22 protein-coding genes are annotated in these 25751 nt (G+C 70.7%); 11 read left to right on the top strand and 11 right to left on the bottom strand.

Annotation, left to right across the window (positions count from 1 at the left end; translation table 11 throughout):
- Entirely contained in the window at window positions 1-3096 is a 3096-nt protein-coding gene (locus BKA18_RS33150; protein ID WP_366046442.1) for a type I polyketide synthase, read from the top strand.
- Window positions 3093-3854 carry a hypothetical protein gene (locus BKA18_RS33145; RefSeq protein WP_366046441.1) on the top strand — a complete coding sequence of 254 codons (762 nt, stop codon included), beginning with the start codon at window positions 3093-3095 and terminating at the stop codon, window positions 3852-3854. Before BKA18_RS33150 ends, BKA18_RS33145 begins: the two co-directional genes overlap by 4 nt.
- Before the next feature lie 21 nt (window positions 3855-3875).
- Here BKA18_RS33145 and BKA18_RS33140 read toward each other — a convergent pair whose 3' ends face one another.
- The 6 genes from BKA18_RS33140 to BKA18_RS33115 form a co-directional block, all read right to left on the bottom strand.
- Window positions 3876-4808 (bottom strand): DMT family transporter, encoded by a 933-nt coding sequence (locus BKA18_RS33140; protein ID WP_366046440.1) that lies wholly within the window; start codon window positions 4806-4808, stop codon window positions 3876-3878.
- An 11-nt stretch (window positions 4809-4819) separates the two neighbouring features.
- A complete protein-coding gene (locus tag BKA18_RS33135; RefSeq protein WP_366046439.1) occupies window positions 4820-6052 on the bottom strand; it encodes an ATP-grasp domain-containing protein in 1233 nt (410 codons plus the stop codon).
- A complete protein-coding gene (locus BKA18_RS33130) occupies window positions 6049-7509 on the bottom strand; it encodes an FAD/NAD(P)-binding protein (protein ID WP_366046438.1) in 1461 nt (486 codons plus the stop codon). Before BKA18_RS33130 ends, BKA18_RS33135 begins: the two co-directional genes overlap by 4 nt.
- Before the next feature lie 133 nt (window positions 7510-7642).
- Window positions 7643-8353, bottom strand: coding sequence for an IclR family transcriptional regulator (locus BKA18_RS33125; RefSeq protein WP_366046437.1), 711 nt, complete (start codon window positions 8351-8353; stop codon window positions 7643-7645).
- Window positions 8354-8380: 27 nt separating this feature from the next.
- Window positions 8381-8758: a nuclear transport factor 2 family protein gene (locus BKA18_RS33120; protein WP_366046436.1), complete on the bottom strand. Its 378-nt coding sequence runs from the start codon at window positions 8756-8758 to the stop codon at window positions 8381-8383.
- A gap of 5 nt (window positions 8759-8763) precedes the next feature.
- Window positions 8764-9978, bottom strand: coding sequence for a LeuA family protein (locus BKA18_RS33115; protein ID WP_366046435.1), 1215 nt, complete (start codon window positions 9976-9978; stop codon window positions 8764-8766).
- Window positions 9979-11521: 1543 nt separating this feature from the next.
- Here BKA18_RS33115 and folE point away from each other — a divergent pair.
- The 3 genes from folE (at window position 11522) to BKA18_RS33100 (ending at window position 14216) form a co-directional block, all read left to right on the top strand.
- Window positions 11522-12055 carry a GTP cyclohydrolase I gene (folE, locus tag BKA18_RS33110; RefSeq protein ID WP_006601724.1) on the top strand — a complete coding sequence of 178 codons (534 nt, stop codon included), beginning with the start codon at window positions 11522-11524 and terminating at the stop codon, window positions 12053-12055.
- A gap of 120 nt (window positions 12056-12175) precedes the next feature.
- Window positions 12176-13486: an MFS transporter gene (locus BKA18_RS33105; RefSeq protein WP_366046434.1), complete on the top strand. Its 1311-nt coding sequence runs from the start codon at window positions 12176-12178 to the stop codon at window positions 13484-13486.
- A 79-nt stretch (window positions 13487-13565) separates the two neighbouring features.
- Window positions 13566-14216, top strand: coding sequence for an NUDIX hydrolase (locus tag BKA18_RS33100; protein ID WP_366046433.1), 651 nt, complete (start codon window positions 13566-13568; stop codon window positions 14214-14216).
- A gap of 84 nt (window positions 14217-14300) precedes the next feature.
- Here the strand turns inward: BKA18_RS33100 and BKA18_RS33095 are convergent, their stop codons facing one another.
- The gene (locus BKA18_RS33095; protein WP_366046432.1) at window positions 14301-15254 is read right to left on the bottom strand and encodes an NAD(P)-dependent alcohol dehydrogenase; all 954 of its coding nucleotides are present in this window, start codon (window positions 15252-15254) and stop codon (window positions 14301-14303) included.
- Window positions 15255-15352: 98 nt separating this feature from the next.
- Window positions 15353-16267 (bottom strand): NADP-dependent oxidoreductase, encoded by a 915-nt coding sequence (locus BKA18_RS33090; RefSeq protein ID WP_429638731.1) that lies wholly within the window; start codon window positions 16265-16267, stop codon window positions 15353-15355.
- A gap of 143 nt (window positions 16268-16410) precedes the next feature.
- Here BKA18_RS33090 and BKA18_RS33085 point away from each other — a divergent pair, with 143 nt between their 5' ends.
- From BKA18_RS33085 to BKA18_RS33075, 3 genes are all read left to right on the top strand, one after another.
- The gene (locus tag BKA18_RS33085) at window positions 16411-17049 is read left to right on the top strand and encodes a TetR/AcrR family transcriptional regulator (RefSeq protein WP_366046430.1); all 639 of its coding nucleotides are present in this window, start codon (window positions 16411-16413) and stop codon (window positions 17047-17049) included.
- Window positions 17050-17468: 419 nt separating this feature from the next.
- Window positions 17469-18572 (top strand): hypothetical protein, encoded by a 1104-nt coding sequence (locus BKA18_RS33080; protein WP_366046429.1) that lies wholly within the window; start codon window positions 17469-17471, stop codon window positions 18570-18572.
- 4 nt (window positions 18573-18576) lie between these two features.
- Complete coding sequence (locus BKA18_RS33075) at window positions 18577-19353, top strand: hypothetical protein (RefSeq protein WP_366046428.1); 777 nt, start codon at window positions 18577-18579, stop codon at window positions 19351-19353.
- A gap of 101 nt (window positions 19354-19454) precedes the next feature.
- Here the strand turns inward: BKA18_RS33075 and BKA18_RS33070 are convergent, their stop codons facing one another.
- Both BKA18_RS33070 and bla read right to left on the bottom strand, forming a co-directional pair.
- Window positions 19455-20309, bottom strand: coding sequence for a dienelactone hydrolase family protein (locus BKA18_RS33070; RefSeq protein ID WP_366046427.1), 855 nt, complete (start codon window positions 20307-20309; stop codon window positions 19455-19457).
- Window positions 20310-20673: 364 nt separating this feature from the next.
- Window positions 20674-21597: a class A beta-lactamase gene (gene bla, locus BKA18_RS33065; RefSeq protein ID WP_366046426.1), complete on the bottom strand. Its 924-nt coding sequence runs from the start codon at window positions 21595-21597 to the stop codon at window positions 20674-20676.
- A 247-nt stretch (window positions 21598-21844) separates the two neighbouring features.
- On the opposite strand from bla, the gene BKA18_RS33060 reads away from it, so the two are divergent.
- From BKA18_RS33060 to BKA18_RS33050, 3 genes are all read left to right on the top strand, one after another.
- Complete coding sequence (locus BKA18_RS33060; RefSeq protein WP_366046425.1) at window positions 21845-22804, top strand: LysR family transcriptional regulator; 960 nt, start codon at window positions 21845-21847, stop codon at window positions 22802-22804.
- The gene (locus tag BKA18_RS33055; protein WP_366046424.1) at window positions 22801-23697 is read left to right on the top strand and encodes a serine hydrolase; all 897 of its coding nucleotides are present in this window, start codon (window positions 22801-22803) and stop codon (window positions 23695-23697) included. The genes BKA18_RS33060 and BKA18_RS33055 overlap by 4 nt, the downstream gene beginning before the upstream one ends.
- Before the next feature lie 314 nt (window positions 23698-24011).
- Window positions 24012-24800, top strand: coding sequence for an Fpg/Nei family DNA glycosylase (locus BKA18_RS33050; RefSeq protein WP_366046423.1), 789 nt, complete (start codon window positions 24012-24014; stop codon window positions 24798-24800).
- 19 nt (window positions 24801-24819) lie between these two features.
- Here the strand turns inward: BKA18_RS33050 and BKA18_RS33045 are convergent, their stop codons facing one another.
- Window positions 24820-25710 carry a Rieske (2Fe-2S) protein gene (locus BKA18_RS33045; RefSeq protein ID WP_366046422.1) on the bottom strand — a complete coding sequence of 297 codons (891 nt, stop codon included), beginning with the start codon at window positions 25708-25710 and terminating at the stop codon, window positions 24820-24822.
- Window positions 25711-25751: the final 41 nt, after the last annotated feature.

Here is a 25751-nt window from a genome sequence, read left to right as displayed (position 1 = left end):
ATGACCGAGCCCGGACAGCAGCACCTGCTGCAGCAGATCCGCACGGCGGTCGAGACGGTGCTGGGGCGGGAAGCCGATCCGCAGACGTCCTTCTTCGAGCTGGGACTGACCTCGCTGGCCCTGACCCGGGTCCGGCTGCTGCTCCAGCGCAGCCTGGGGCGTCCCCTGGCCGACACCGCCCTCTTCGAGCACTCCAGCGTGGCGGCGCTCGCGGCGCACCTGGCGGGCCCACTGCCCGCTCCGGACCAGGCGCCGACCACCACCGCCGACGGGAATGGGCAACGGATCGCGGTCATCGGCATGGCGGCGCGGTTCCCCGGCGCCCCGGACGTGGACACGTATTGGCGCAACCTGCGCGAGGGCGTGTGCGCGGTACGTTCCTTCGCCGGGTCGTCGCGGCAGGGACATGTGCCGGTCGCCGGGGTGCTCGACGACATCGACCGGTTCGACGCCGCCTACTTCGGTATGAGTGCGCAGGAGGCCGGGCTCACCGATCCGGCCCACCGGCTGTTTCTGGAGGTGTGCCAGCACGCCCTGGAGCACGGCGGGTACGCCGGCCGGGACGACAGCCGGCGTATCGGCGTGTACGCGGGTACGGGCATGAACCTCTACGGCCCCCGCCTCCCGTACTACGCACGGCACGGCCTGGGCACCGGGAGTGAGACGGACGGCATCGAGACGCGGATGCAGGGGCTGATCGGCGCTCAACAAGACTTTCTGGCCACCCGGGTGGCGTACCGGCTGTCGCTGACCGGCGCGGCCGTCGGCGTGCAGAGCGCCTGCTCGACCTCGCTGGTCGCCGTCCACCTCGCCGCCCAGTCCCTGCTGACCGGGGAGAACGATCTGGCCCTCGCGGGTGCGGCCGCCGTGCAGCTGCCCCAGGACGCCGGATACGACCACGAGCCCGGGTTCATCCTCTCCCCCAGCGGGGTCTGCCGTGCCTTCGACGCGGCTTCCGACGGCACGGTGGGCGGGAACGGGGTGGCCGCGGTACTGCTCAAGCGGCTCGACCGGGCACTGGCCGACGGCGACGAGATCCAGGCCGTCCTCCTCGGCTCCGCGGTGAACAACGACGGAGACGCCAAGGCAGGGTTCACGGCGCCCGGCGTTCGCGGCCACACCGACGCGGCGCGCCGGGCGCTGGCCCGCGCAGGAGCCGCCCCCGAGACCGTCAGCCATGTGGAGGCGCACGGCACCGGCACCGCGCTGGGCGACCGGGTCGAGTTCGAAGCGCTGTCGCGCGCCTATCGCCGGAGCGACGGGGCCACCGGGCGGTGTGCACTGGGCTCGGTCAAGCCCGCTGTCGGCCATCTGGACACCTGCGCGGGGATGGCGGGGCTGCTCAAGACGGTGCTGATGCTCAGGCACCGCACGCTGGTCCCCACCGTCAACCACACCCGCCCCGACCCGCGGTTGCCCTGGCAGGACAGCCCCTTCCGGCTGGTCACCCGGGCGCGCGAGTGGACGGCCGAGGACGGCGGGCCGCGGCGGGCAGGGGTCAGTGCGCTCGGCTTCGGCGGCACCAACGCCCATCTGATCCTGGAGGAACCGCCCACGCGGGCGCCCGCGCGACCGGCCTCCGCGCCGGTCGCGGTACCGCTGAGCGCGCACGGGCCGGTGGCGCTGCGCCAGTATGCGCGGCGGCTGCGCGACCATCTCCGCGACCACCCCGGCTTGTCCGCGTACGACATCCAGACCAGTCTGGCGGCCGGGCGGCCGCATCTGCGCTACCGCGCGGTGGTGCACGGCAGCAACGGGCCGGAGTTGGCCGACGCGTTGGACGCCCTGCTGTCCGCGCCCGGCGAAGCGGAGCCGGTCCGGGCCACCGGGGCGCCCGTCCTGGCCTTCTCGGGGCAGGGCGTTCCTGCCGTGGGGGCGGCGCTCGGCTGGTATCACGAGTGGGACGCGGCGCGGAGCGTGCTCGACACCTGCGAGGAGATCCACCGGCAGGAAGGGTACGGAAGTCTGCTCGACGTCCTGCTGCGGGACCCGGCTGACGCCGCGGGGGCCGACGAGACGCCGCAAGCCGCGCTGTTCGCCCTGCAGATGGCACAGGCGCGGCTGTGGCGTTCGCTCGGCGTGGAACCCGCCGGTGTGCTCGGGCACAGCCTGGGCGAAATCGCCGCCCTCTGCGACGCCGGGGCCTTCTCGGTCGAGGACGGCCTGCGCTTCACGGCTGCGCGGGGGCGGGCGATGGCCACCGGGCAGGCGGCCGGGCGCATGCTGGCGGTCGCCGCGGACCCGGACACCGTGGCAGAGGTGTGCGCTGCCACCGGGGCGGACCTCGCGGCGGCCAACGGGCCCCGCTCCCATGTGCTGTCCGGGACCGCGTCCCAAGTCGACGATGCGCGGCGGCGGTTGGAGGAACGCGGCCTCGCCTGCCGCGAGCTCCCGGTGGACCGGGCCTTCCACTCGTCGCGGCTCGTCCCGGTGCTGCCCGAACTGCGGGAGGCGGCCGCGGCGGTGCGGTTCACCCCGTTGCACACCCCGTGCGGGGACACCGCACGCGGCGTCGTGCTCCCCGTCGGTACCGTCCTCGACGCGGAGCATCTGGTGCGGCAGGCGCGGCAGCCGGTGCTGTTCGCCGCCACGCTCGCGGCGGTGCGCGCGCTCGGCTGCGCCGACTTCGTGGAGATCGGCCCCGGCGACGTCCTGACCCGCCTGGGGCGCGCTGCGCTGCCCGGCACCTGGTGGACCCCGAGCCGCTCCCCCGGTACCCGGTCGCCCCGGGAGGCGCTCGCCGCGCTGTACGGCCACGGTGTGCCCCTGGACTGGGCGCGGATCGCCCACGGAGGCCGGCGCGTGGCGCTGCCCGGCAGGCCGTTCCTCGGCGAGCGCTTTCCCGTACCCGCCCTGCCGCCCGTTGCGGGGTCTGCCGTCGTGGACCGTGCCGTTACGGGTTCCACTGTGCCGCGGGCCGCGGCTCCCGGGGCCGCTCCGGACGGTGCGGGCCCGGTGGGCCGTACCGCGGTCCGGCAGCTCGCGGTGATGGGCCGGCTGCTCGACGACACGACCGATCTCCTGACCGCACAGCTGCGCGCGCTGCCGGGACGCCGGAGCCCGCGCGAGGGAGACCGAAGGGACGCTCCGCAATGACCCACCCCGCCGAGGAACCACTGCTGGTCGCGCTCGACTACCCCGGATACCGGGCGGAGGCCCGACTGGCGGAGCTACGGCTGCCCGAGCACGGCCTGGGTGTGCACGAGCTGCTGAGGAGGCCGCTGCCGCGTGCGACCCGCGGCACGGACCACGCGGCACACCTGCTGGCGAGCCATCCCCTGCCCGGCGGGCCGGGCACCCGGGGGGTTGCCGCGGTCGCCGCGTACTGCGCCTCGGCGCCGCTGGCGTTCGAGGTCGCGGCCCGGCTCGGGGCCGATGCCGGAAGGCCCCCTCTGCTCATCCTGTTCGACGCCGAACCGGACACCCGGCGCCCTGCCCTGGACAGCTACCGGGAGGCCGTTGCCCAGTTCGGCGTCTCCCCTTCCGAGCCCCCGGAACCAGACCTTCTGGACCACGCGCCGGAAGCATTCGTGGAGAGCCTGGTGGGCAGGCTGCGGGGCCATGCGGTCGCCGCGCTGCACGCGCTCGGCAGCGACCAGGAGGAGGCCGTCGCAAGCGCCGCGCAGATGGCGGACGCGTACGCCGACTGGCTCCGCCATCTCGTCGCGGCGCACCACTCGGCGGTGACGGACTGGACCGGGGACGTCCTGCACATCGTCTCGGCGGACGGTGCGCCGCCGCCCTTCCCGCACGGCGCCCGCTCGGTGCGGCGGACTCAGATCGACTGTGCCCGTAAGGACCTGCTGCGGTGTGCGGAGACCCGCAGCGCGGTCCTGGCGGCGGTGGAGCGCTGAGGCACCGGCAGCGCTCCCCGCTCACTGCTCCTGGCGCACGGCCGGCACCCGTTCCGCAGACGACTGCCGGACACCGCTGTGCCCGGAGGCCGGCCGCGGGCTGCGCGCGTACCAGGCCGCCGCCGCGACCAGGCAGCAGATCAGCGCGAGGGTCGCCGGATCGAAGCCGCCGTGGAACGCGGTCTCCGCGAGGTACGTGGCTCCGGGCAGGGTGGTGAGCAGCACCATCGCCACCATGGGGTCGGTGCGTTGCAGCCCCCTCTGGAGCAGGAACAGCGGAATGGTCACGGCGAGGACGCCCGTCGCGACGAGGGCCGGGAGCCCCGCCGCCCACCGGTGGCCCGCACCGCCCGTGGCCGCGAGCAGCACACCGCCGCACAGATAGGTGAGGTGGAAGCGGTGCGCGGTGACCCGTACGGGGTCGACGCCCCGGCGGCCCAGATCCGCTGACACCAGGGCAAGAAGAGCGGCGCCGGTACCGGCCAGGACCGCCAGGCCGATGCCGGCCAGGCCCGTTGTCGAGCCCAGGTCGGCGGTGCCGGTGAAGCGCCAGGCGACGGCCAGCCCGAGCACGACCAGGGCAGCGCACCCCACCCAGGCACGCCCGGTCGGGCGCCTGCCCACCCCCGCGAGCCCGAGCAGGGCGACGGCCAGCGGACCCACCGTGGTCTCGATGGCCGTGGCGAGGCCCGAGGGTATCCAGCTCAACGCCGCGTAGAAGCCGAGAAAGGTGACCGCGGTGAGGGCGTTCATCGCCAGCAGCGGCCCCGTGACCCGCTCCGACGGGGCCACGGCACCCCCGTCGCGCCGCCGCACCAGGAGCACCACGTTGAAGACGAGGGCGGCGGTACCGAAGCCCGCGCAGGACAGGGCGAGGCTGTCCGCGGCGCCGAGCCGCCCCGACACCAGCCCGTAGACGGTCGCCTGGAGCAGCACCGAGGCCACGATGGACACGGCCGGCATGGTCAGACCCCCGCATCCGTGATGCGAAAAAGGCCGCCGGAGTCCTCCAGGTCGTGCAGCACGCCCAGGCTGTGTTCCAGCAGCTCATGGTCCTCGTGCACGAAGAACGCGATCCCGCAGGTGCCGGTGGTCAGATGCCCGTGGCGGACGGTGTCCCCGGGCTGGGGCATGCGGGCCACGCTGTGGAACCCCGGCAGGCGGCGCACCAGCCGCAGCCCGTCGAGCGCCTCCAGGACCCCGCTGCGGTGCGCGCGCAGATAGACCTTCGCCAGGGAGGCCGCGGGGCCGTACGGCAGGTCGAAGCGGTTCTCGAACTCCCCGGGGCGCAGGAACCGTTCGGCGACCAGGTGCGGGCTGCTGTAGCCGTACGCGGCGTGGTAGGCGTCGGCGGCCAGGTGAGGCCCCATCAGCCGGGAGTTGACCTCGACCAGGCGCGGCCCGTCCGCGGTGCGCATCACCTCGGTGTGCGCCGCGCCTTCGCGCACGCCGAGAGCGTCGAGGCAGCGCAGGACGTACTGGACGAGGTCCTGTTCGGACTCGTCCAGGGTGAGCCGGGAAACGATGTGCCGGAGCACGGGCTCGCCGTGCAGCTGATCGATGCGCTCCGCGTACACCTCGGCGGGCAGATGGCGGCCCGCCATGCTGACCGTGTTGACGATGTACTGGGAACCGGCCAGGAACTCCTGGACGAGCGCACCATGGTTGACCTCCCCCATGAGGTTGCGCCGGCCCACGGTGGCGGTGAAGGCCTCCCGGGCCTCCGCCGGCCCGGGGCAGATCCGGCACCCGTCGCCGCCCGCACTGTTCAGCGGCTTGACGACGACCGGGTACGCGGTCCAGTCCGTCAGCACACGGTCGAGTTCGGCCTCGCTGTGCACGGCGACGGTCCGCGCGTGCGGCAGCCCGGCGTCCGCGAGGGCCAGGGCCATCCGGTACTTGTCCCGACGGGCGGACCGCAGGGCGTGCCGGTGGTGCGGCAGGCCGAGCCGTTCGGAGAGTTCGTCGGCGAGCGTCACGCCGAACTCGCTGCCGGCTATCACGGCGGTCGTGCCCAGCGCCTGCAGTTCGTCCGCCGTGACCTCCACGTCGCGGTGCAGGACCGCCTTGACGGGGCGGGCCGCGGGTGCTGCGGCAGCGTGTTCCTCGGCGTAGACCTCCACGAACGCAGCGCCCTCCTCCAGGAGGGCCTCGGCGAGCTGCACTCCGCTGGAGACGGGGTTCACGAGAGCGATCACAGGACTGTCCTTTCGGCCGGCGGCCGGGCCTCGGTAACGCCCGGCCGCGCGAACTGCTCGGCGACGACGGCCGCGTGCTGGGCCGCGGCGCGTAGGTAGTTCACGATGGGGAAGCGCGTACCTGCGGCCGCGCCGACGACCCAGATGCGCTCGGCGGGCCGCCCCGGCGCGAGCCGGATCCGGAGGCTGTCGAGGATCTCCGGGCGGGGGCCGTCCTCCGGGCCGCCGATGCGCAAGCCACCGTCGGTGACGGTCAGCGGGCCGACCCGGTAACCGGAGGCGCAGACGACGTGGTCGAACTCCTCGGCCGAGCCGTCCGGCCAGCGCACCGCCCACCCGTCGCCGCGAGGCGTCGCGCTCCGGGGGTAGCGGGGGGCGACGCGCAGCCTCCCCCGGTCGAGGTATCCGCTCAGCAGCGCGGCATTGCGGACCGGGATCGCCGAGATGTAGCGGGACATCAGCGGCCGGTAGCGCGGCAGGACGCGGGCGCGGGTCTCGGGGGACCAGTGCGGGACGGCGGCGTTGAGCGTGTCGATGAGCTCCGCCATGACGTCCTCCCAGGGAATCCTGCGCTGCTCGGCGAGCGCGCTCTCCTGGCACAGCAGTTCCTCGGCGACACCTGAGACGGTGGCGGGGCGGACCCGCTGTTCCGACCCCACGGACCGTATGGCAGCGACGAGTTGGCGGGTCACGGCCCGGTCGAGGGCCGCCTCGTCCCGGACCGGCCGGGTCCAGGCCGCGCGGTGCAGCCGTGGTGCATCCGGGCGGCGCAGCCGATTGCGTACGGCCGGCAGCATGCCCGACGGGGAGGTCATGACGACGCTCCGCCGGCCGCTGCCGCACAGGACCAGTGCGGCGTCGACCGCCGACTGCTTGGTACCGAGGACCAGCACCCGCGCGTCCTCGGGAATCCGCCGCAGGCGCTGCGCGGGGTGCGGGGAGTGGGTGAGCCGCGGGTGGTCGGCATGCGCGCGCACCAGAGGCGGCAGCAAGGGGGTGTCGACGCCGGCGCAGAACACGACGTCGGTTCCGGTCACCGAGCCGCCGTCGGCCAGTTCCACCCGGTAGCCCTGGCCGGTGCGGTGTATCGCGACGGCGCGGTCGCGGACGTGCGCGACGCGGACACCGGCCCGCCCCGCCGCCTTGGCCAGCCTGCGGAAGCGCTCGCGGCAGTACTGCCCGACAAGGTGGCGGGGCACGAAGTCGTCGCGGTGGACGGGGTGTCCGCGCGACGCGAGGTAGTCGAGGAGGTCGGAGCGTCCCTCGGCCCGCAGGGAGGTCACATCGACGGAGGTGTTGCACAGCAGCGTGGGGTCGGTGGTGCCGAAGGCGGTACCCAGACCGATGGGGCCGGGCGCGACGAACGTCACGCGGGACAAGCCCGGGGCGGCCGCCAACTGGGCGAAGGCACTCACCGCGGCAGCACCGCCGCCGACGAAGACGATTTGCCTGGTCACAAAGATGCCTCATCGGAAGTCGTGCGGGGGATTCGGGTGGGCGGGCGCCGCGACGGCCGGACTGTCCGGCCGTCGCGGGCATGAGCAGGGCGCCCGGCCTGGGTGGTGCCGGGCGCCCCGGTGCCGCTGCCGGTCAGGCGGCGACGGCTCGTCGGCGCGAGAGCGCGCGTTGAATGCCGGCCGTGGCAGCTATCAGCAGCTCCCGCCCGTGCCCGAGGGCGGCCTCGTCCGGCAGGGTCAGTCCGACGGCGGCGACAGCGGTCAGGTCGTCCCCGACCACGGGCATGGCCACCGTCTTCCGGCCGGCCCGCGGTTCGCCGGGGCGCACCACGCAGCCGTATTTGCGGTACAGCGGCAGACAGCGCTGCACCGCGGTGCCGCCCGCTCCCCGGTGGGCGAGGAGTGCCAAGCCGCAGGCCGATTCCTGCAGAGGGCGGCGCAGTCCTCTGAGGTCGGTGCCGCGCCGGTCGTCGCGGGCGCCGAGGTGCTCCACGCATACGGCGTCCCCGCCGTCCGCGACCACCAGGCGCACCTCCTCACGGGACGCTTCGAGGAGCGAGAGCAGGGACGGCAGAGCCGCTTCGCGCAGTCCGGTCCGGCTCGGGGTCAGGGCCCCCAGCTCCCAGATGCGCAACCCGATGCGGTACCGCCCGTCGAGCCCGCGGCTGAGCGCGCCCCAGCTCTGGAGTTCTCTGATGAGCCGATGGGCGGTGGCGAGCGGAAGGCCGGTTCTCCGGGAGAGTTCGGAGAGCGACAGGCCGCTGTGCACCGCGTCGAACGCCCCAAGAATGGCCAGCGCCCGACTCGTCACCGAGACGCCCACGGTTTTGAGGTTGTCAGCCACTTTTACCTCATCAATGCAGCGCCGGATTCACACCAGCGGAGAATAGAAGTACGTTTCGCGGTGGCTGAACCTGCCATCGGTCCCTACCGTGAAGAAGTCGGCGAATTCAAGGGAGACCTGCTTACCGCTTCTGAGCGTCCCGGTGAATTCTCCGGAAACCGCGACCCGGGGCAGCTGTTCGGTCACGGTCACCACGGTGTGGGTGCCGTGTTCGATGACGCGTTCACTCCGGTAGAAGGCGTTGAGCGCGTCGCGGCCCCGCATCGGTTCGTAGCCGGGACGCCGGTAAACGGCCTCGGGGTCGAACAGGTCGAGCACGCCGTCCACATCGCCCGCATCGACCCGCTGGTAGTAGCTGCGGACCAGGTCGGCCGCGGGAGGCACTGCCTGGCTTGCGCGGTCCATGGGGCTCACCGGCCCTTCCGCGGCCAGGAGGCGAGCTCCCGGTCGAGCCGGTCGCGCACCACCGAGAGGTCCTCGCAGTCACTGCCCGGACGCTCGGAGACATGAGCCCGGTAGAGCTCCTCCACCTGTGCGTCGTCGGCGATGATGCCGAGCTCGTCGAGGAGGTGGCGCAGGACGGCACGCCCGGAATGGCGGCCGATGAGGATCTCCGTCTTGCGGCCGAACCGGGCCGGCTCCACGTACTCGTACGTCTCGGGGTTGCGCAGGAGTCCCTGCTGGTGGATGCCGGCGGCGGAGCCGAAGGCGTAGGCGCCGACGATCGGCTTGTTCCGCGGCTCCTCCATCTTGATGATCCGGCGGAGCGCCGTGTAGGCCTCATACATCCCGGCGATGTCGACGGTGCTGTACGCGCCGTAGAAGTCGCTCTTGTAGGCGAGGGTCGCCGCGAACTGCTCCAGGGAGGTGTTGCCCGCGCGCTCACCGATGCCGCCCAGGGTGACCTGAACCTCGTCGGCGCCCGCTGACATGCCGGCCAGGGCGTTGGCCAGCGAGAGCCCGAAGTCGTCATGGCAGTGGGTGGAGATCCGGGCCGCGGGAGCCCACTCCCGGAATTTGGCAATCAGCTCGCCGTACTCGCCGGGCACCATGGCACCCACCGTGTCGGGTACGACGATGCAGGAGGCGCCGGCTTCCAGCACGGCTTCGGTGGTGGCACGCAGATGTTCCTCGGCGCCGCGCGTGGCGTCCTCGATCGCGACGGCGACCTCCTCGACGCCGAACGACTTCGCGAACTCGACCACATCGACGATCTCTTCTATCGCCTCACGCCGGCTGATGCCCCGCTTGTACCGGAGGTGGACATCGCTGCCGACCGTCACTGTTTCGACCTGGTGGTTGGCAGTGCCGCCCGCCTCGACCGCGGCCTCCACGTCACCCCGTACCGCCCGGCAGAACGTCACGAACTGAGCGTCCTTGAGGCCCTTGGAGATGAGCTGCGTGGCCTCGAAGTCCCGCGGCGAGGCAGCGGGGAAACCGGCCTCGATCCGGTCTGCGCCCAGCTCCTCGATGCGCAGCGCCATTTCGAGTTTCTGCTCCGGCGTCATGGCATTCCCCGGCGCCTGCTCACCGTCTCGCAGCGTGGTGTCGAAGACAGATATGCGACGTGCTGTCCTGGCAGGTGACACGACTCCCCCAATCCTTGGTGTCCATATATTCGGCATGTGACCGGCGAGCCGAATCGCCTGCACCGCCGAGGGAAACGTAACGATTCCCGGAGGGCAGGGCGAAGGTCGCCGAATTACATTTCGCTGCACGTACACCACGGACGTCATTCATTCGGGCCGGGGAGCCTCATGCCCGGATTGCTCGAACACTCGCGATGCCGGGCGGCCCCGACTGTCTGCTGACCGAGCATCAACGTCTCACATATTGGGATACCCACTCGGGGTGCGGCACGCGCGGACGCGCCTCCGTCACCGCCTCCGCCACCGGCGCGGTCACCGCCGCCGCCCACCGACGCCACTCACCGACGACCGCGGGCGCACGCTCACCTTGCGCGGCTTGGAACATCAAGGACAAGACGCACCGCGGCGGCGGTTACTGCGCGTTCGACAAGGACGGCCGCTTCTCGCCAACAAAGAACAGACCGCACGTCCCTGTGCCCCCGCGCTCGCAGGCACGGTACGCGAGCAGCACTACGCCGCTACGACTCCAACGTTCCGCCTCGTCTACGACTCCTCGGGCCCGGCCGACGTCATCGATCTGTCCACTCCGCCCACGGCCACGGATGGCAGATGTCGGTGCACGGGCCGGCCATGACCTGCCCGCGTGTCGTAACGGCCGCGGAGCGAGGCAGACATGACTGCCGGCCGCACACGCTTCACACAAGGCAGCATCTGGTCCCTGACCCACGCGGCGATCTCCCGGTAGGTGGTGTCATCCACTCCCTCGAGCCGGTCCGGGGCGGCCCGCAGGTGTTCGGGCGTCAGCTTCGCATTTCCGAGGAAGACGGGGGTCAGGCGCAGCCCGAGACCAACGAACACCCTTCGTGCCACTCACTCACGCCGCGGGGATATACGTACTCCCCCCTTAACTCCCACGGGGGTTTCCTCTCCGACCGGCTAGTTCCGCGGCACTTCCGGGGCATTTCCGATTCAGATTCCACTGAGCCTTCATCAACAGCATCCGGGCGCCCTCCCCACTTCCGCAGGGAGTCTTCGATCAGACGATTGGCATGGTCTACATCGACGCCCCCAGCCCCCGACCCCCGGACAGGAAATAACTCGGCGTAGTACGGAACAGCATGCATGTTCCGTCCAGCACAACCGACACATACAGACACTTTCAGCCGGATCGACTCCAGCCAACCAGCAGGAAATGCCAGCATAGTGACGCGTCGTTTTTGCATTTCCTGAGGACTCGTCGGGGTCCGTCAGCTACCCCCATCGAGCGCCGAGCCCGGGGGCGCATTGCCCCCGCTCGGCGCGACGCAACAAGTGAGCGGGTGTGCTCCGGCGCTCAGCAGGCACTTACTCCCTCCCCATTCAAGCCCCGCCTTCCCACCGCCCACTCGCTTCAACCCTCACGGAAACGTTAATTCTGCGTGCGGATTTGCATACTTAGCCATTAGCGCATCACCTGCACATTGGTCTGATCGGGTGCGGGCTAATGAATGGATATTCTCAATGAACGCAAGTGGGTGGATAGTGAAAAGCCTCCACCGGGATTCGGATCCCTTGGTGCGAGCAGGAATGGAGGCCGCAAGTGACCATTGAAGAATGGCTCAAAACTAATGTCACCACCGACACGAGGGCACTCGGGTGGTACAGCGGTCCGGAATGCGAGGACCGCATCGTCCGGGCCTATCGAGAGCTGCTGAGTGGCTATGAGATCGACACCTCGAAGATCCTCAAGACCACCTGCATGGTGAACGGCGAGCACACCGGCGTGGTGCGTATCCAGGAGAACAACTTCTTCTCGATCTGCGCTCACCACTTCCTGCCGTTCTTCGGGAAGGTAAACATCTCCTACGTGCCCGGTGACCGCATCCTCGGACTCGGGAAATTCCCTCGTCTGGTACAGGCGTTCAGCAAGCGCTTCCAGATCCAGGAGTACCTCGTCAAGGACATCGCCGAAGAGATCATGTCCTCCGGCGGCGCACAGGCCGTAAGAGTCACCTCCCGTAGCCGCCACATGTGCATGTGCAGCCGTGGTCCCTCCGACCAGACGGTGACCACCGACACCTCTTACGTGGCAGGCGATCAGGAGTTGATGGCCAGATTCGGCCTGGACGACTGATGCGGACTCGCGTGGCGGGAGGTGAGCTCAGTGATCCCTCCCGCCACGCGACCCCCGGTCGTCCCGTCCCTCGACGGCCGACCGCGCGCGACAACGCGCCGGCCGGCACAAGGAGAACCCGTGCGCGACAGGAAGAGAGGCACTCACCGCCGCGCCTCGACGTCGCCCTGGATGTACGCCCTCGCGACATGGCTCGCCGGCGTGCTGGCGGCAGTCGGTCTGGGCGCCGTCTCACCGGCGGGTTCCGCCCTGCGTTCGTCACTGGGCCTGTCCGCCGGTGCGCTCGCATGGGCCACCTCGAGTATCACGGCGGTGAGCGCCCTCCTCGGCATCCCGGCGGCATGGTGGGTCCGCCGCTTCGGCGCCGAACGGTCCCTGTCCTGGGGCCTCCTCGTGATGTCGGTGGCAGCCCTCGGCAGCGCAGCCGCCGGATCCTGGGGACTGCTGCTGGGGTCACGTATCGCTGAAGGAGTCGGCTACCTGCTGGTGTTCGTGGCGGGTCCGGTCGTGCTCACCCGCATGACGCAGGGCGGCATCCGAGCGGCAGCGCTCGCGTTGTGGGGCACGTGCGTCCCGACGGGGCTCGCCATCGCCGCGGCCACGGGCGGAGCCCTGGCATCCTGGTGGACGTGGAACCAATGGCTGGCCCTCACAGCAGTGGGTCCGCTGATCATGGCCGCAGTACTCACGGCCGTCCTGCCCAAGCTGCCGAGGACGGCGGTCCGGTGCGCGCACCGCGAAGCCGGCGCCTGGAACGGGGCGCTGAGGCTCGGCGTGGCGTACGGAAGTCTCTCGCTGGTCGGCGTCGCCGTGGTGATGGTGCTGCCCCCTTTTCTCACCGAGCATCGGCGGGCTACGCCGACGGTGACCGGTACCGTGATGGCAGTCGTCTGCCTGGGGAGCACGCTCGGAGGGCTCGCCGCCAGTTGGCTGCTGCGGCGCGGCTTGGCCCTCTCCTCACTGGTCCTGCTGGGCGCGTTGATGCCGGTGGCCTGCCTCCCCGCCTTCTCGGCCGAATTCCCACTCGCGGTCAGCGGAGGAGCGGCCACGCTTGTTCTTGTCGTCGACGGACTGCTCATCTCCGCTGTCTTCGCTGCCGTCCCCGCCTCGGTGAGCAGTCCGGAGCAGGTCGACGTGGCCAATGGCATCCTCAACCAGCTCGGCAGTGTGGGGATTCTGCTGGGACCACCGCTCTTCGGGCTGGTCATCGCCGCCGCGGGATGGGGCGCCGTCGCTGCTGCGACCCTGGTCTTCGGCGGACTGGGCACGGTCCTGCTGCTGACGACCGCGCGCACATCCGCGACCGTGACCGATTCGGCAGCCGGCGTGTCCCAGTCGCCCGACGCGCCTGATGGGATGGACATGAGGAAAGGATCGGACCCCTTGGGGAAGGCGGCGGACGTCGGCAAGCCCCACTTCACGAGACCGTGACCGGGCCACGGAAGTGTGGCCTTCCCCGGCTGCTCGGCTGTAGCAGCCGACGGCAGTCCTTCACCTCGGAAAGGGCAGGATGAAACTCGACTTCCTTCGGTTGCGGGCCAACACCTATGGCGAGTACTGCCTGTACTGCCACGCGGAGACGGTCACATGGATCGTCGTGGACGGAAGGAAGCGCTGCACCTGCGCTTCGTGCGGCCGCGAGGCGGAACGAGCCATCGTCGTCGACCCCCGCATCTGCTGGTGGACCGATGCAGACGGCGAGTACTGGCACGAGAGCGCCGGGGTATTCGTACGCGACCGCCAAGCGAGGTTTCTCTTCTTCCAGCGAACCGCCTTTCCCTACTCTCTGACCGTCCCCGCAGGCCACGTCGAACGCGGGGAGGAATCCAGGTGCGCGGCCGCGCGGGAACTGTGGGAGGAAGTGGGAATCCGCGTCGCGAACGGGGACCTCCGGCTCGTTGCGGACGAGTATTTGAAGGGAGACGTGTGCAGAAGGGGTTCGGACGCGCATCGTTGGCACGCCTATCTTCTGGAGGTCGATGAGCACCGGGAATCAGGAGCCCATGGTGAGGTGACCGTGAATGAGGAGGGCGAGGCGCCCGTCTGGCTCACTCTCGACCAAGCGCGGTCCCGCCAGACGACGTTCGCGGTGGAACGCATCATCGATCGGCACTGCGAGAGGCTCCTCCCTGCCGTCCCGGGTACTCCCCCACCGCGGTGACCCCGTCGCGGAAATGACGGTGCTGTGTGTGGGAGGCCCATCTCCTTGGGACCGGCAGTCCAACGCGCTTTCAGCGCAGCCGAGTTACTCCCCGGACACGGCTATCACCTGCTTGCCCACCGCTCCGCCTCGCGCGAATGCCAGATGCGCCGAGACGATGTCTGCCAGCGGATACACGCTGTCGATGACGGGCCGCAGTCCATCAGAGGTCACATGGTCGGCCAGGTCGCGCAGCAGGGCCGTGTCGGGGTTGGCGCTTAACGTGCGGATGCGGCGGCCGCCGTGCACGCTCGACGCGGCGATCGCGGCCATGGAGGAGGCCGACAGGGCGATGGTGGCCATCCTGCCTTCGCGGGTCAGTCGACGCCGGTAGGAGTTCAGTTCCGAGCCGACCGTGTCCAGGATCACGTCGAAGGGTCCGAGCTGCTCCGGCGTGGTGGCGCCGTAGTCGAAGACCTCGTCGGCTCCCAGCTCACGCAGCGCCCCGGCATGGCGGCCGCGGGACAGCGCGGTGACGTGCCCGCCCCTCGCGTGGGCGAGTTGTACGGCGGCCGTGCCGACTCCGCCGGCGGCGCCACGGACCAGGAGGCGTTCACCGCTCGTGAGGTGCAGCGTGTCCCGCAGTGCGATCAGCGCGGTCGTTCCTGCGACGACCAGGGAAGCCGCCTCCACCGGCGAGAGATCTGCCGGTGCGGGCCCGATACGGTCCGCGGGCACCACGACGTATTCGGCAGCTCCACCGAGAGTGTGCCGCTTGAGCGGGTGCACCGTGCCCCACACTCGGTCTCCCACCTGGTGGTGAGGAACGTCGGCGCCGGTTGCGGCGACGACACCGGCGAAGTCCAGTCCCACACCGATCGGGAACCGGTGTCCGGTCACGATCCGCATTCCCCCTGCGCGGACGATCGTGTCGAGTCCGTTCACGCTTGACGCCTCGACCGATATCAGGACCTCGCCTGCACCGGGCGCGGGGCGGTCAACGTCGTTGACCTGCAGGACATCTGGTGCGCCGAAGCCGGTGATCTGAGCGGCCTTCATGTCATTTCCTATCGGGAGATCGCTGGTCAGGGCAGTAGAGGACGTCGGGTTCCCGGAGGGGACTCGCACGACGGGCTTGGGCGAGGTGGTGGCTCTGGTCAGGGAAGGAGGACGACCTTGCCCTGGTTGCGGTGGGCTTCGATGTCGGCGTGCGCTCGGGCGGCCTCGGCGAGGGGGTACGCGTGCCAGACGGGGACGTCGAGCTTGCCGGCGGCGATCAGGGCGGCCAGCTGCGGCAGCGCCTCGGGGAAGCGGTCGGCCGGGTCCATGCCGGTGAACCGCACGCCGTGCTGGGCGAAGGACGGGTCGGCGATGGTGATGACCTTGTCCGCATCGCCGACCAGGGCGACGGAGTCGGCGAGTACGCCCGCGCCCGAGGTGTCGAACACGGAGTCCACACCGTCCGGGGCAGCGGCCTTGACCCGCTCCGCCCAGCCCTCGCCGTAGAGCACGGCGCGAGCGCCGAGGGCGTTGACGCGCTCGGTGTCCTGCTCGGCGACAGTGCCGATCACGGTGATGCCGCGGGCGGCGGCCACCTGTACGGCGACGGTGCCCACGCTGCCGCCGGCGCCGTGGATGAGCAGTGTCTGTCCCGGCTGTACGCCGAGGTGCTCGATCGCGCGGCAGGCGGCCTCGCCGACCGTGACCATCGCAGCCGCGGTCTCGAACGACACCTCCGCGGGCTTGGCGAACGGCCGATCGAGCAGGGCGTACTGGCTGTAGCCGCCGGCCGAGGCGACGCCGAAGACCTCATCGCCGACCGACGCGGTGGCGGCCTCGCCGGCCTTGTCGACGACACCGGCCACATCCCAGCCCGGGACCATCGGGAAGGCGACCGGGAAGACGCCCTGCATCGCCCCGGCGCGGATCCGCACGTCGATCGGGTTGACCGCGGTCGCCCGCACGCGGATGCGGACCTGGCCCGGCCCCGGTTCGGGGATGGCGACCTGGGACAGGGCGAGGACCTCGGGGCCGCCGTACTCGGAGAAGGTAATTGCAGTGGACATCGACATCAGACACTTCCTGGGCAGAGGACCGGATCGCACCCACCATGAATCATCCAGTGCGTGTGATTTCTTTGTATCACACGCAGCGTATGATTCGATGTGTGGCTTGAATCACACGTTACGTATGATTGATCGGTAGGATGGGGGCCATGCCGCAGCCCCTCCATCGGCGTCAGCCGACCCCGAGCAACCCGCGCGTCCAGCGCACCCGCCATCGCGTCCTGACCGTCGCCCGTGAACTGCTGCCCCAGGTCGGACCGGCCGGGCTGACGTACGCACTGCTGGCCGAGCGCGCCGACGTCACCCGCCAGACGCTCTACCGCCACTGGCCCAACCGGGCCGCGCTGCTCTTCGACCTGATCCTGGAGGGCCCCGACCTCGGCAACTACCCGGAGCCGGGCAGCGACGTACGCACCGTTGCCACCGATTGGCTGAAGAGCCTGCGCGCCGGCATCAGCGAACCGGCCATCCGTACCGCGGTGCTGGCCGTCACCGCCCAGGCCGACCACGACCCCGACAGCGCCCAGGCTTTGGCGCGCATCGGCCAGGACCGCCGCGCGGCCCTGAACAAACTGCTGGAGCCCTCCGGCGTCCAGCTCGACGACGCCGAGTACACCCTGCTCTACGGGCCGGTACTCGCCCGGCTCTTCCTCGACCGCAGCGACGTGACCGACGAGTTCATCGACATCGTCGTCGCACAGTGGCTCACCACACTCGAAGCCGGCGAGCACATCGACACGAGGAGGGCACCGGGGGCGGGATCGCATGACCGCAACGCGGAATCCTGAGCGGGATCGGGAAGCGTGCAGCCCGCCGCCGCGCACCCGGCGACGGGACGTACGCCGCTGAGGCTCTCGCTGCTGACGAGCAGAAGCGCTGCCTTCGGCTCGCTGTCCGCTCCGCCGCTCGCACCTGTTCCGGCCGCATCGGGAGAATCCTGCTTCATCTTCACACCGCGATTGCGCAATCGCCGCCCCCAGTACACCCTGTGTCGGCACGCTCTGGTGCTCTGGTGCACGTGCGTCGGCTTCGGGGGGAACGAGTGGACGACCCAGCTCCGCTGACCGATCCAGCTCCCACTTCGCCAACGACCGAACCGTCGCTGGCCGTCGTACGAGCCCCTCGCTCCTTATGGCCGCGCGTCCTCCGTGCGCTGACGCTGGCCGTGGTCATGGCCCTGACGGTGACGGGGATCGTCTCTCTGACGATGACGCAGCACCTCCTGCTGCCGTTTGAACAGGTCACCACCCTCAAGGGCCGGCTGGCGTCCATCAGCGACTTCTTCGAGGACCCACAGGTCATCCGGATCCTGCGCAAGCACGGATTGCGCGTGGAAGCCTTCAATGCAGGCTCCCGCCAGGTGGCGACCGGCAGCTTGAAGGGCCTCGACTTCGTCTTCCCCTCCGGCAAGCCCGCCGCGGACCGGATCAACGACGCACGGCAGGCGACCGGGGAATACAGCAAGAACTTTCACCCCTTCGACAGCCCCCTGGTCCTGGCCAGCTTCCGTGCGTACGCAAAAGCCCTGCAAGCCCGGCATGTGGCCTGGCCCCAGCGCGCTCCCGGCGGCGGACAGCCGCTCTACTACACGCTCGACATGGCCAAGTTCCTGAGCCTGACCCGGCAGCGCCTGAGCTGGAACGACCTGCACGTCGACCGCTACGGCATCAGCAACGACAACCTCGTGGTGGCCCAGACCTCCGACATCTGCCAGTCCAACTCGGCGGACAGCTACCTGGGTCTGGTGGCCTCCACCCGGCACCACAACGCTCCGCCCACCGAAACCACGTCGGCTCGGGCGTTGGCCCGCGGCATCTCGTCGCTGCTGCTCAGTCAGGGCAGCGCCAGCGACAGCCTGTACACGTACTACATCGACTCCAACGGCATCAGCCAGGACCCGATCGCCGTCCTGTACGAGCACCAGTACCTGGCCTACCAGGCCACGTACCGTGCCGCACACGGGACGGCGGACACCGAGCGGGTGCTGCTCTACCCACGGGCCGAGATGATGTCGCAGCCGCACTTCATCGCCCTGAACCACAAGGCCGACCAGCTCGGCAAGCTGCTGGAGGCCGACCCCGAGCTGCGCCGCCGTGAGACACAACTCGGCTACCAGCTCGTCCCTTCCGGGAGCGTCGACGAGCTGGCCACGTATCTGAACGGCGAGGGCATCCCCGCCCCGCAGCCCTCCAGCGGCGAGCAGACGGTGGCGAAAATGCCCGACTGGCAGGTGCTGGAGCAGATGATCGCAGCCGTCAAGCAGTGCCCGAAGCCGGTGTCGGACCAGGACCAACAGAAACCGAGTGGGTGACCGCATGCCTGTCTTCAGCGACCGACTGTGGTGGGAGCTCAACTGGCGCTGGATGCTCGTGTGGCTGACGACCGCCGCGTGCATGGTGGTCCTGTTGGTTCTGCTCAACGGCGCCCGGCGGCGGCGCAGGCGGCCATCGGAGCGGCTGGTGGGCGACAGCACCTGCATCTACCTCGACGACCGGAAGATCATGGACGTGTACCAGATGAACCGGTACGCCACGGCGCTCCGCAAGGAGGTCGAGCAGCGGACCAGGACCAGCTGGACCGCCAGGCTCCAGATGCTCGTGCCGTCGTTCCTCCAACCGAGCGCCGACTACGAACGCAGCCGCGAGGTCGTCACGAACTACATCGAGGTGGCCGAAGCCATTTCCGTGATCAGCGTCCTCGTCGACGGCTTGGAGCGCAGCGATGCCATCGTCCACGCCAACCTGCGCCGCGGCACCGTACGCCGCAATGCGGCGCTGACCAAGGCCTGTTCCGAGGGCTCCCGGAAGGAGCCGGCCCGCCTCAGCGTCATCGACCGCGGGTTCGTCCTCCTCACCGGCGACTTCGAGAGGGACGAGGCCGCCTCGTCCGATACCCGCACCGTCCTCACGGCCCCCTACGGCTCCACCGCAACCGCCCGCGTACGCCTGTCCTGTCGCACTGCGGGCCTGCGCTCGGAGGAGGAGGTGGAACCGGACTCCGGCCCCTTCTTCGCCCTCTGCCTGGGCAAGGTCCGCAGATGGCGGCCCACGGACGCGGTCCTGGAAGTCCGCCCCCTGGCGATCTTCAGCTGATCGCGGAGGCCCAGGCGGCGCCCCCTTGCCGCCGCCATCCGTCCCGGGTGCGCACGCAGGACCTGGTGACAGTCCGACGGGCCCCGATTCGGTTCTCTCCGTCAGGTACCCGTCACCGCCGTCGTGTCGCGGTGCTGCTCATCGAGCAAGCGGGTACGGAAGAGGTCGAGCACCTCGTCCAGCGCGGCGCGGGTCGGCTGGCCGGGGGCGTCGATGAGGTGCTCGGTCAGCACGGAGTGCGGCGGCAGCACGGCGTCGGGATGCGCGGCGGAGTCGTCCAGTTCGACGGCGGTGAACGCCGCACCGAGTTCGCGGCGCAGAAAGGCGAACCGGTCGCCCGGCACCAACCGGTCGCCGCGGAACCGCAGCCCCATGACCCGAAGTCCCGCACGCTCGCAGCGGCCCCGGACGGCGGCCAGGTCTTCGGCGGAGACATCGATGGTGCCGGCCCGGCTCCTGGTGAGGGCCAGCGGCAAGGACGGCTGGGACACGACGGGGGCGAGCAGGCGCTCGTCGGTCGCCATCGCGAGGGCGAAGCCGCCGGTGAGACACATGCCGACGGCCCCGACGCCGGGGCCGCCGCAGCGCCGGTGCTCGTGCGCGGCCAGGGCTCGCAGCCAGGTCACCACGGGGGACGTTTTCCCGGTGGCCAGCACGGTGAATTCCCGGCTCACGCACACCTGCCACATCGATGAGGCCGTGTAGAGCGCGGAGTTCAGCCGGCCGTGGGCCGCGGGGTGGGCATCGCGACCGGGCTTGCCGAAGAGCACCGGGAGTACGGCGGTGCAGCCGATGGCGGCCACGCGTTCCGCGAACTCCAGCACCTTGGGCGTGATCCCCGGAATCTCCGCCATCACGATCACCGCGGGTCCCGTGCCACGCCGCAGAATCCGGCGGGTGTGGCCGTCATGGGTGAAGGTGCTGCGGTCGAACCCGGTGAGATCGTGATCTGCCATGGATGGCCGCCGTCCTGGTTGGTTGCTGGTGGGGCTCTCCGTAAACGGGCGCCTCGCTCCCCATCGGGGCGCCTCGCCCTTGTCGGGGCGCCTCGTCCCCGTCGGGACGCCTCGTCCCCGTCAGGACGCCTCGCCCCCGCCGACGTCGTGCGAGTGCGAGGTGGTGGGTCGATGGGGTGAGCCGATGGGGTGAGGCCCTGTGGTGGGTCGAGGTGGTTCGACGTGAGACTACCCAGCGAGGATCCCGGCGCGCCCATACTTTTGCTGCGCGGGGCGCCGTTCACATCGACGACTTGCCCCGCCAACTGGCCGCCACCAACTGCGTGGAACTGAGCGACTGTTGACGGAGTGCGCCCTCCAGGAATCAGGCGAGTGCCTTGGCCAGCAGCGCGGCCGTTTTGGCGACCAGCGGGTTGTCGGCCGTCGCATCGGGCTCGTGCTTCGTCGTCAGGACGGCCATGACGATCGGTGAGCGGCCGGGCGGCCAGGTGAGGCCCACGTCGTGGTTGGTCCCGTACTTGCCGCCCGCGGTCTTGTCCGCGACGGCCCAGTCGGACGGCAGGCCGGCCCGGAATTTCTCGCCGCTGGTGGTGGTGGCCCGCAGCCACTCGGTGAGCCGCTTGCGGTCCTTGGGCGTGAGCGCGGTACCGAGGGTGAGGCGCGCGTAGGTCTGTCCGATGGCGCGGGGGCTGGTGGTGTCGGTGATACGCGAGGGTTCGGCCGAGTTCAGGTCGGGCTCGCATCGGTCGAGGCGGGTGGTGCTGTCCCCGGTCGAGCGGCAGAAACGGGTTATCGCGGTCGGTCCGCCCAGCTCGCGGAGCAGGAGGTTGCCGGCAGCATTGTCGCTGTAGGAGATTGCGGCGGCGCACAGGTCGGCGACCGTCATGCCGCGAGCGAGGTTCTCGGGCGTACCGGTGACCGGTGCGTAGCCCGCGTCCCTGACGTCCTTCGTGGTGTACCGGATGCGCTTGGCCAGGAACTCGCCGTGGTGGTCGAGATCCCGCAGGACGGCTGCGGCGGCGAGCGTCTTGAAGAGCGAGCACATGGGGAAGCGCTCGTCCGCGCGGTGGAGCACGCTCCGGCCGGTGGCGGTGTTGTGGGCGAACACCCCCAGGCGGGCGGAGTGCTGCTGCTCAAGGTCCCTCAGCCGGCGCGAGAGCTCGTCGGCGTGCGGTGCTGAGGCGTACGCGCTGCCGCTCCGGGGCACGGCAACGGCCAGTACGGCGCCGGTACCCAGCGCGAGCACGGTACGGCGGGAGGTGTTCGATCCTGTGGCGGGCACAGTCATCTCCTTTTGCAATCAACGAACTTCGGTCAAGGACGGGACTTCGGTCAGGAAGGGAGGGCGGCTTTCCTCATTGTTTTGGCGCCGGGGCCATGGCCGTCGAGGCGGCGAGGACCGCGCCGTGGCGGGATCCCCGCGCCGAGGCGAATCGGAAGATGCGGGCATGCCCCGAGAAGAGCATCGGAGAGCCGTTCATGTCCAAGATGCATATCGTGCACGTATCCATCTGCTTTTGATATTCTTGCTGCTCATGGACCTATTGGGGCATCTCCGGTGCTTTGTGGCTGTTGCTGAAGAGTCACACTTCGGCCGGGCGGCAGCCCGCCTGGGCATGGGCCAGCCGCCGCTGTCGCAGCGCATCCAGCGCCTGGAGCGCGAACTGGGCATCCGGCTCTTCGAGCGCTCCAGCCGACACGTGACGATCACCCACGGCGGCACCTTGCTGCTGGCGGAGGCGCGCGAGATCCTCACCCGGTCCGAGGCGCTTCTGGCCACCGCGCGCCGGATCCGCGACGGTGAGAGCGGACTCCTGCGCGCCGCGCTCCCTCCGGACGTCTCCGGCGAGACCATCGCCGCGCTCCTGGCGGACTTCGCGGAACGCCAGGCCGGCACGGAGCTGGAGCTGCACGAGCTGACGACCGCCCAGCAACTCGACCGGTTCGGCGCCGGAGCCCTCGATGTCGGGCTCGTCCACCATCCCTGCGACGTGTCCGGGCTGGAGATCGGCCCCCTGCTGCGGCGCGAGCTCGGCGTCCTCCTGCGGCACGACCATCCCGCCGCCCAGCTGACCGACGTGCCGCTGGCCGCCCTGACCGGGCACGACCTGGTCCTCTTCCCGCGGGCCGATGCCCCCGCGCTGCATGACGAGCTGCTGACCACCTGTGCCCGTAACGGCTACACGCCCACCGCCGTCCGCCACGGCCAAAGCCCCAGCTTCATCCGCGGCCTGATCCTCTCCTCGCAGGCCGTCGCCTTCAGCCCCAGGGACACCCAGCCCGCGCCACCGCACCCGCAGATCATCTGGCGCCACCTGGCCGGCACCCCGCTGGCCTGGCGGCACTCGGTCGCCTGGCGCCAGGGGCACCGGGACGCCGCGGTCGACGCCTTCGCCGAAGCGGTCACCCAGGCGCTGTGGGGCACTGACACAGTGGGCATGGACCAGCCCCTGCCCCCTCTCCACCTACGCCCCACAGCGGAGTACTGGCTATGACCCGCACCCAGGACCACATCCGAACCGCCTTCGCGGACGCGGCTGTCACGGGCTGGCTGCATGCCTGCGACATCGACACCGGCGCGGAGATCGGCTTCCACCCCGACCATCCGGTCGTCACGGCCAGCGTCCACAAGCTCTGTCTGCTCGTCGCCCTCCACCAGTGCGCCGCACAGGGCGACTTCGAGCTCACCGAGCAGATCGAGGTGCCACCCACCGGCCGCACCTTCGGGCTCACGGGCCTGGGCGCCATGCTCGATCCCGCGCGGGTGTCACTGCGCGACGCCGCCTATCTGATGATGAGCGTCAGCGACAACATCGCCGCCGATCTCCTCCTGGAACGGGTCGGCCTCGACGCCGTCAATCGCACCACCACGCAGCTCGGCCTCTCCCACACCCTCGCCATCCACACCTTCCAGCAACTCCTCGACACCATCAAGAAGGACGCCGGACCGAGCGGCACACGGGCGCTGACCGACCCGCACACCCTCACCCGGCTCACCGCTCTCGACCCGGCCCGCACCAACCGCAGCACCCCGCGGGACATGACCCGCCTGCTGTCCTGCATCTGGCGTGATGAGGCCGGCACCCCCGACCACGGCGCCGCGATCCGCCGGCTCCTCGGGCTCCAGGTCTGGCCGCACCGCCTCGCCTCCGGCTTCCCGTTCGACGACGTGCACGTCGCCGGCAAGACCGGCAGCCTCCCCACGCTGCGCAACGAGGTCGGCGTCGTCGAATACCCCGACGGCGGCCGCTACGCCGTCGCCGTCTTCACCCGGGCCGCCAACACCGCCGCCACCCTGCCCGCGGCCGACGCCGTCATCGGCACCGCCGCCCGGATCGCCGTCGACGCCCTCCGGGCACCCCGCACTCGGCGACGGTCGGGCGCGTAGGGCGTGTCTTTCGGATCATCCCGGGATCCGCGGCGCCACGCGCGTGTCGGGCGTGGACGGAGACCAGGGCGCCCGGCGAAGGCGCTGTCCTGCGGCTAGGGCTGCCGGCGGGTGCATCCGGAGCAATTCCCGTGGTGGTTCGTTAGCCCCGGGGAGGGCCGGGAACTCGTGACATCCGTGCGGTGCTTTCCTCGTACGTGGCTCACGCGGGGGCCGCCGGGCAGCGCACCGGGGCCGCGCCACCTCCCGGCCGCGGACCCGCATGCCTCATGCCTCGTCCGGAGGCTTTCAGCGCACCATCGACGGAGGGCCAGATGCCTGAACTTCCCGATGTGGAGGCCTTCCGGAGGGTTCTCGACTCCTGTGCGCGGGGCGCCCCTCTGCGGCGGATCGAGGTGCACGACGAGGGTGTGCTCCACGGGGTGAGCGCGCGCCGGCTGCGGCGCTCGTTGGAGGGGCGGCGGTTCGCCGCGCCCCAGCGGCGGGGAAAGTGGCTGTTGGCGCCCACCGAGAAGGGCCCGACCCTGATGCTGCACTTCGGCATGACCGGGCAGCTTCTGTGCTGTCCCCCGGCCGAGGCGCTGCACCCTCATGACCGCGTGACGTTCACGGTCGGTGACGACCGGCAGCTCCGCTACCGCGATCAGCGCAAGCTCAAGGGGCTCTGGCTGGCGGACGAATCCGCCGTGGCCCGCATGATGAAGAGTCAGGGGCCCGACGCGCTGACGGTCGACCGCCCCGGCTTCGAGGACGCGCTGTCCGGCCGACGCGGCGGCATCAAGTCGACGCTGCTCGACCAGTCGGTCCTGGCCGGCCTCGGCAACCTGCTGGCCGACGAGATCCTGTGGCGTGCGAAGCTGCACCCCGCTCGGCCGGTCGGCACACTCACCGACCAGGAGCTGGGCCGGTTGTACACGCACATGCGCCGGACGCTGCGCTCGGCGGTGGCGGCCGGCCGGGTACCGCCGCGCAGAGCGTGGCTCACCGGCCGCCGTGACGAGGCCGATCCGGTCTGCCCCCGCTGCGACGAACGGCTCTGCAGCGGGCGTACGGCCGGCCGACGTACGGTGTGGTGCGCTCGGTGCCAGCCGGCAGCGGTCTGAGTTGCCCGGGCCGTGCGCGTCAGCCGGCGCCCGGCAGCCGCACCTCCACCACGCCGCCCGCACTCACGCGGGTTTCGAAGGAAGGCTGCGGGGCGGTGGCCGGGCCCCGTACGTTCCAACCGTCCGTCAGCCGGAAAACGCTGCCGTGCCAGGGGCACTCCACACAGCCGTCCACGAGCCTGCCCTCGGACAGCGGGCCCGAGAAATGGCTGCACCTGTCCGCAAGGGCATGGATGTCGCCGCCGCTGTCCCGGACCACCAGCACGGGCACCTCCCCCAGCTCCCGGCGCACCGCCTCACCGACGGGAAACTCCGCTACGGCGCCCACGGCCTGCCACTCGGGCTCCAGCAGATGCGGCACCGGCTCCGTCTTGTTGGCGCCGGCCGCCTGCCGGAACGCCAGGTGGCCGCCCAGCATCGCGCCGGCGCTCGCCAGACCCAGTCCCGCGTACCCCAAGGCCCTGCCCCAGCCGTACCGATGGCGGCCGCGCGCCACCCAGGAGCCGGCGTACAGCCCGACAGCGGCGGCATTCGCGACGGCGTGTACCAGGCCGGTGCGCATCTGCTGTTCGTGCTGCTCGGCCCAGTCCACGGAGCCGGACACGGCTGCGGGGACGGCTGCCATGAGGCCCGCCCCCACCAGAAGACGGGCGCTTTTCCGCGTACCGGGAACGGCATCCAGCAGCGCGGCGGACAGCCAGGCCCCCATCGGAAGCTGCACGAGGGCCGGGTGGAGCGGATGTCCCAGCTGACGGCCGTGGAGCACATCGCGGTTCCTGCCCCATGGCACGGCCCGTACCGCCCGCTGGAGGACGCTGATCGCCGGATCGAGCCGCTGCAGGTCGCCCAGGGCGTCGAGCGCCTTCAGGAACGACCCGGTGCTGTGCGAGGTGCGGCTGTCACGTTCCACGTGCTGCCTCCTTAAGGGCACGGCAAGGGGGGCGTGGGTGT

It is taken from the genome of Streptomyces auratus, assembly GCF_050433025.1.
Lineage (GTDB): Bacteria > Actinomycetota > Actinomycetes > Streptomycetales > Streptomycetaceae > Streptomyces > Streptomyces sioyaensis.
This window is presented reverse-complemented; position numbering and strand designations above follow the sequence as displayed.